This is a genomic window from Streptomyces phaeofaciens (assembly GCF_014648915.1).
GTDB lineage: Bacteria > Actinomycetota > Actinomycetes > Streptomycetales > Streptomycetaceae > Streptomyces > Streptomyces phaeofaciens.
Map to the genome: position 1 here is coordinate 1 of NZ_BMSA01000081.1, position 4,418 is coordinate 4,418.

Genomic DNA, 4,418 nt, shown 5'->3' on the forward strand with positions numbered 1-4,418 from the left:
GCGACCAGGAGGTCCGTTCCATGACCAGCATCTCCCCTCTCGGCGGCCAGGGCGAGAATCTGCCCGAACCGTTGCGGCGCACGTTCGACGAGATGATCGCCGACGCCGAGAAGGAGCTGGCCGTCCAGCAGGACCGTCTCCGGCAGATGCACCGCCGGCGGCGCCGCCGGCAGTACCGGGACGCCGCCCGGCGGGCCCGCGAACACAGCCGCGCGGGGCTGTTCTGGGGCGGCTCGGCCGCATGCGCGGCCGGCGCGGTCTTCGCCCTGCTGGGGATGTACGACATCGCCATGGAGCTGCTGAAGGCGGCGGTGGCCGCGTGGATCGCGGCGGCCTCCGCCGCGCAGCCGCCCCGCACCTGACGACACGGACCGGCACCGCACCACGTTGAAGGCCCCCAGGCACCGGCCTGGAGGCCCTCGGCGTCTTCCGGCATCGTACGGGCTGCCCCCTCAACCGTCCGGGTGACGCCAGCCGGGCACGAGTTTGGGCAGGCGGTGGTTGATCTGGTGTTCGTCCTTGGCGCAGCCCTCGAACGGCCCGCCGGAGGCGCGCAGCTCCCGCATACAGGGGTGGAGATGGTCACGGTGCCAGACGCTGGGGCCGGTGCAGCCACAGGCGGCGGGGTCGCTCAGCTCCTGCCACGCGAGCCAGCAGGCGTGCAGCCGGGCGATGGCGATGGGATGCTCCAACCACCGATGGCACCAGCGGGCCTCGGCGCTGGGCTCGGCGAGGCATCCGGGCACGAGGACGCCCTCCACCCACTCGGCGGGAACTTCCACTCCTCGTCGTCCTCGTCGCCGTTCTTCCCCTCGGGCTCCTCCCTCGGGCTCCTCCCCCGTGCCGACCGTCTCGTCGCCGGGCGAAGGCCGACCCACGAGGCGAGCGCCTGGCTCTCTCGCAGTGGCCCTGCGAGCACGGGCACGAAGCGGCGCACCGTCCCGCAAGGACGGTGCGCCGCTCGTCGGGTGCCGGGCCGGCCGCGCCGCCGCGCGGCCGGCCCCCGCACCGGGGTCAGTGCCGGCTGCCACCGCCGTGATGGCGGTCGTAGCCCCAGGACTCCTCGTCGATGACGCGCCCGCGGTGGTTGCTCAGGGTGGCGGTGTCGTGGTCGTTGTTCCACACGTAGGAGCGGCGGTCCTGGTAGAGGTCGGTGCGGGTGTCGCGGCCCTCACCGGTGTGGATACGCACGGTGGCGCGGCCGGCCAGACGGTAGCCGTCGAACGTGTACGTGCGGCCCGACTCGTCCTCCAGCGTCCAGCCGTCCAGGTTCACCGACTGGCGGGTGGTGTTGGTGAGTTCGACCCACTCCTTGTTCAGCGAGCGGTTGGTGCGGTCGTCGCGTCCCGGGGAGTCGTACTGGACGGCGGAGATCTCCACCTTCGCACGCTCGGGGCGGCGGTCGGCCGCGGACGCCGGCAGCGCCACCGCCGAGACCACGGCACCCGCCGCGAGCGCGGCGGCAACGAGACGGCGGGCGGAGACAGAAGCAGAAACGGACAAGAAGTCCCCCAGATGGTGCGGGCACCCTCCCCGGTGCGGCGCCTTTCGCGGGCCGCTGCGGGGTGTCGGTGCGGTGTGCGGGTGGCGGCCGGACCGGCCGCGCACACACAGCTTGTCCACGCTGTGCGGGCCTTGAGGGGGAAACATGGACTGTGTTACCTGTTGCCCATATTTTCATGACTCTCGACTGCACCATCCATGTATGCCGGATGTGCACCATGTTGACGGCACGACAGACTACGGACCCTTGCAGGCACCGGCCGCTCCCCCGCCCCCGCCACGGCACGCCACCCCAGGACCGATCGGGCCGTCACCCGAAAGTGAGTAACAGCCGAGCCGTCGGCCCGGCCGTGACGTCGGCGGTCCGGCGCCTGTTGAGCCATGCCAGGACGGGCGTGCGCGGGAGGGAAACCATGGCCGCCGAGGAGTGGCAGGCCGTCGGCTCGGCGCGCACCTGCGGCGGCCGCTCGCGGACGGTCTCACCGACCAGGTCCGCACCGCGTGCTGCGACCACCGTGTGAAGCGGTGGGTCCTGCACCTGACCGACGACCAGACCGCCTCCGTGGCCTACGTGTTCTGGCTCCACAAGACCACCGGCTCCGCCCTCGAAGCCAACCGCTTCACCCGCGACACCGGCATCACCCACCAACCCACCCCCACCCGCCGCACCGCGATCCCCGAATCCACACCACTCCCGCACCACCCACCATCAGCCGCACCCGCCGAACACCTCCCCTGACGGGAGCGACGGGCGGACGCCGACCGGCTGGCCAGGCCCGGGCGCTCGGCACGCCGACCGTCGCGGATGCGCTCCTGGTGCTCACCTGTATGAGCTGCGGCCCTCCAGGACGGCGACGGCCGCGCAGGACGGTGTCACAGGGATGCTGGTCGTAGCGGTTTTGAATCGTGGTTGCCGACCGGGCTTGATGCCTGTCGGCTTCACCAACAAGGCCCCAGCCGGGCCAGCGCGTCACTCGGCCTCGCCCCCGCTGCGGCCAGGTCGGCGCTGGACCGCGTCCTGGCCGGCGATCACCTCCCGGCACGATGTCGCAGGTGACACTTGTGGCCCGGCTGCTGCGGGAAGCCGGGTCAGGGCGTGTTCAGATCGAAAGTCTGGTTGCTGACGTTCGTCGCGCCGGGGCTGTCGATGTTGCTGTTCGTGCTGATGTTGTTGAACATCGGGATGACGCCGTTCAGGCTGACGGGGAGGATCGAGTCACCGCCTCCGTCACCGCCGCCGCAGGTTGGGCCGGGGATGCCGGTCGGGTCGCTCGCCAAGCCGCTGCTGCTGCCGTCGGTCACGATGGCGGTGTTGGTGACCGTGCAGGGAGCGTCGGGGGCGACGGCGAACGTGAGGTCGACCGTGTAGCTCTCGCCCGGATCGATCGGAGCACTGACGATCTCGACCCTGTCCGGTGTGGTGCTCACACCAAACACTCCCCCGGTGGTGTCACTGACGAGGTCCAGATCTGCGAGTGTCAGCCCGGCCGGGAAGACGTCCGTCATCGTCGTCTCACCGGCGGTGGTCTCGTCGCCAGGCCGTCATCCCGGACGCACTGATCTACTACCGGCGCGGGCGCCGCGACAGTGACGGGGGTTCGATGCTGCGGGCGTTCCTTGAGGTCGACCGGGCGACCATGGGCCCCGAACGCCGCGCCTCCAAGCACCCCGCCTACGCCCGCCGGCATCGACACCCGTATCCGCGCGCTCCACTCGGCGGCCGACGTGGACCCCGCGGTCGCGCTGTTCCTGCGGGAGGCGACGGTGCCGGCCGCGCCGATGACCGACCTCGTCCAGCACGGACCCGCCGCGGCTGTGTGGCACCCCGTGCGCCATCCCGGGCGCCGGGTCGGCTGGCTGGAACAGCTGGTGTCGTAGACGGTGCGCAGCAGGCGGGACGCCATAGGCGCTTGCGCACCGCGGCGTGGTCTGCGCAATGCCCCCGACCACAGGCCCCACCACGGGGGTCCGGGGTCCCGACCACAGGCCCGACCACCGCAGGTCACCGCGTTACGCAGGGAGTGTGCACCAAGTGCGCAGTCACTTTGCAGTGTGGGGGCGGGACGGCGTCTGGGCAGGAAGGCCGGCTGCGCACGGCCGCCGCCCACCGCTCCGCGCCGACAAGGCCGGTTGCGCAGCACCTGGACCCAGCCGTCCCTTCTCGGCTGTGGCCTGGGCCGCTCGTCGGACCAGACGATGAGCCGCCGATGACGCCAAACGCATGGCATTCCGCGGCCGCCGCAACCGGCAGGGGGGCCGCGCGGCTCCTCAACGGCACCACTGCACGCTGCTGGTGAGGAGATCCACGTGAGCACCACCGCCTTCGAGGACCACGCGTTCGTCGACCCCTACGCCGTCGACCCCACCGACAGCCTCTGGCCCGACCCTGCCAGCCAGCACCAGGACACCGGCTACCTACTGGCACCGCCCAACCCTGACGAGCGCATCAGCTACAGCATCGACCCACGCGACCGGCGCCGCCTCGACCTGCACGCGGCACTGACCACAGCCGGAATCCCGCCCCGCCCTGAAGACCGCGACGCCATCGACCAGCTCAGCGCCCTACCGGCCGGCATCAACACCACCCTCCAACGCTGGCTCCACCACACCGCATGACCCTCACCCACCAGACATCGCGGCTGCCCGCATGCCGCCGTACCGTGGACGTCTCGGGACCACCTGTGTAGAGGTCTCCCCCATGCCCCGAACCATCTGGTCAGGCGCTATCTCGTTTGGCCTGGTCACTTCTCTGAAGTAGGGCGTGTCCGGCGGACCGTGCAGCAAGGTCGTACTCCGCTCGACAGAGCAACTCGGGCCTTGGGCCGCACCACCCGCTCGGACTGTGTTGCCCAAAGCGGTGTCGACCGCCACGGCACCCCGCTCGCCGTCACGCTCACCGGCGGGAACCGACATGA

The 4,418-nt window shown here is 71.3% G+C and carries 7 protein-coding genes; 4 read left to right on the forward strand and 3 right to left on the reverse strand.

Features of this window, described 5'->3' with window-relative positions; genetic code table 11:
- A partial coding sequence (locus IE275_RS45530) for a hypothetical protein (protein ID WP_229871448.1) occupies window positions 1–362 on the forward strand: 362 nt, incomplete at its 5' end.
- 90 nt (window positions 363–452) lie between these two features.
- Here the strand turns inward: IE275_RS45530 and IE275_RS46730 are convergent.
- On the reverse strand, window positions 453–782 hold the full coding sequence (locus IE275_RS46730) for a DUF4913 domain-containing protein (protein WP_229871451.1): 330 nt from the start codon (window positions 780–782) through the stop codon (window positions 453–455).
- A 232-nt stretch (window positions 783–1,014) separates the two neighbouring features.
- Window positions 1,015–1,503, reverse strand: coding sequence for a lamin tail domain-containing protein (locus IE275_RS45540; protein WP_229871453.1), 489 nt, complete (start codon window positions 1,501–1,503; stop codon window positions 1,015–1,017).
- Between the two features lie 427 nt (window positions 1,504–1,930).
- Between IE275_RS45540 and IE275_RS45545 the strand changes: the two genes are divergently transcribed.
- The gene (locus IE275_RS45545; RefSeq protein ID WP_189718588.1) at window positions 1,931–2,242 is read left to right on the forward strand and encodes a DUF6417 family protein; all 312 of its coding nucleotides are present in this window, start codon (window positions 1,931–1,933) and stop codon (window positions 2,240–2,242) included.
- 350 nt (window positions 2,243–2,592) lie between these two features.
- Here IE275_RS45545 and IE275_RS45550 read toward each other — a convergent pair whose 3' ends face one another.
- Entirely contained in the window at window positions 2,593–3,009 is a 417-nt protein-coding gene (locus IE275_RS45550) for a hypothetical protein (protein ID WP_189718589.1), read from the reverse strand.
- Window positions 3,010–3,228: 219 nt separating this feature from the next.
- On the opposite strand from IE275_RS45550, the gene IE275_RS45555 reads away from it, so the two are divergent.
- Window positions 3,229–3,381 carry a hypothetical protein gene (locus IE275_RS45555; RefSeq protein ID WP_189718590.1) on the forward strand — a complete coding sequence of 51 codons (153 nt, stop codon included), beginning with the start codon at window positions 3,229–3,231 and terminating at the stop codon, window positions 3,379–3,381.
- A gap of 429 nt (window positions 3,382–3,810) precedes the next feature.
- Entirely contained in the window at window positions 3,811–4,119 is a 309-nt protein-coding gene (locus IE275_RS45560) for a hypothetical protein (protein ID WP_229871456.1), read from the forward strand.
- Window positions 4,120–4,418 lie beyond the last annotated feature (299 nt).

Bases quoted from the DNA above. Each gene is read 5' to 3' on its own strand.
- IE275_RS45550 (WP_189718589.1), bottom strand. From the start codon at position 3,009: ATGACGGACGTCTTCCCGGCCGGGCTGACACTCGCAGATCTGGACCTC.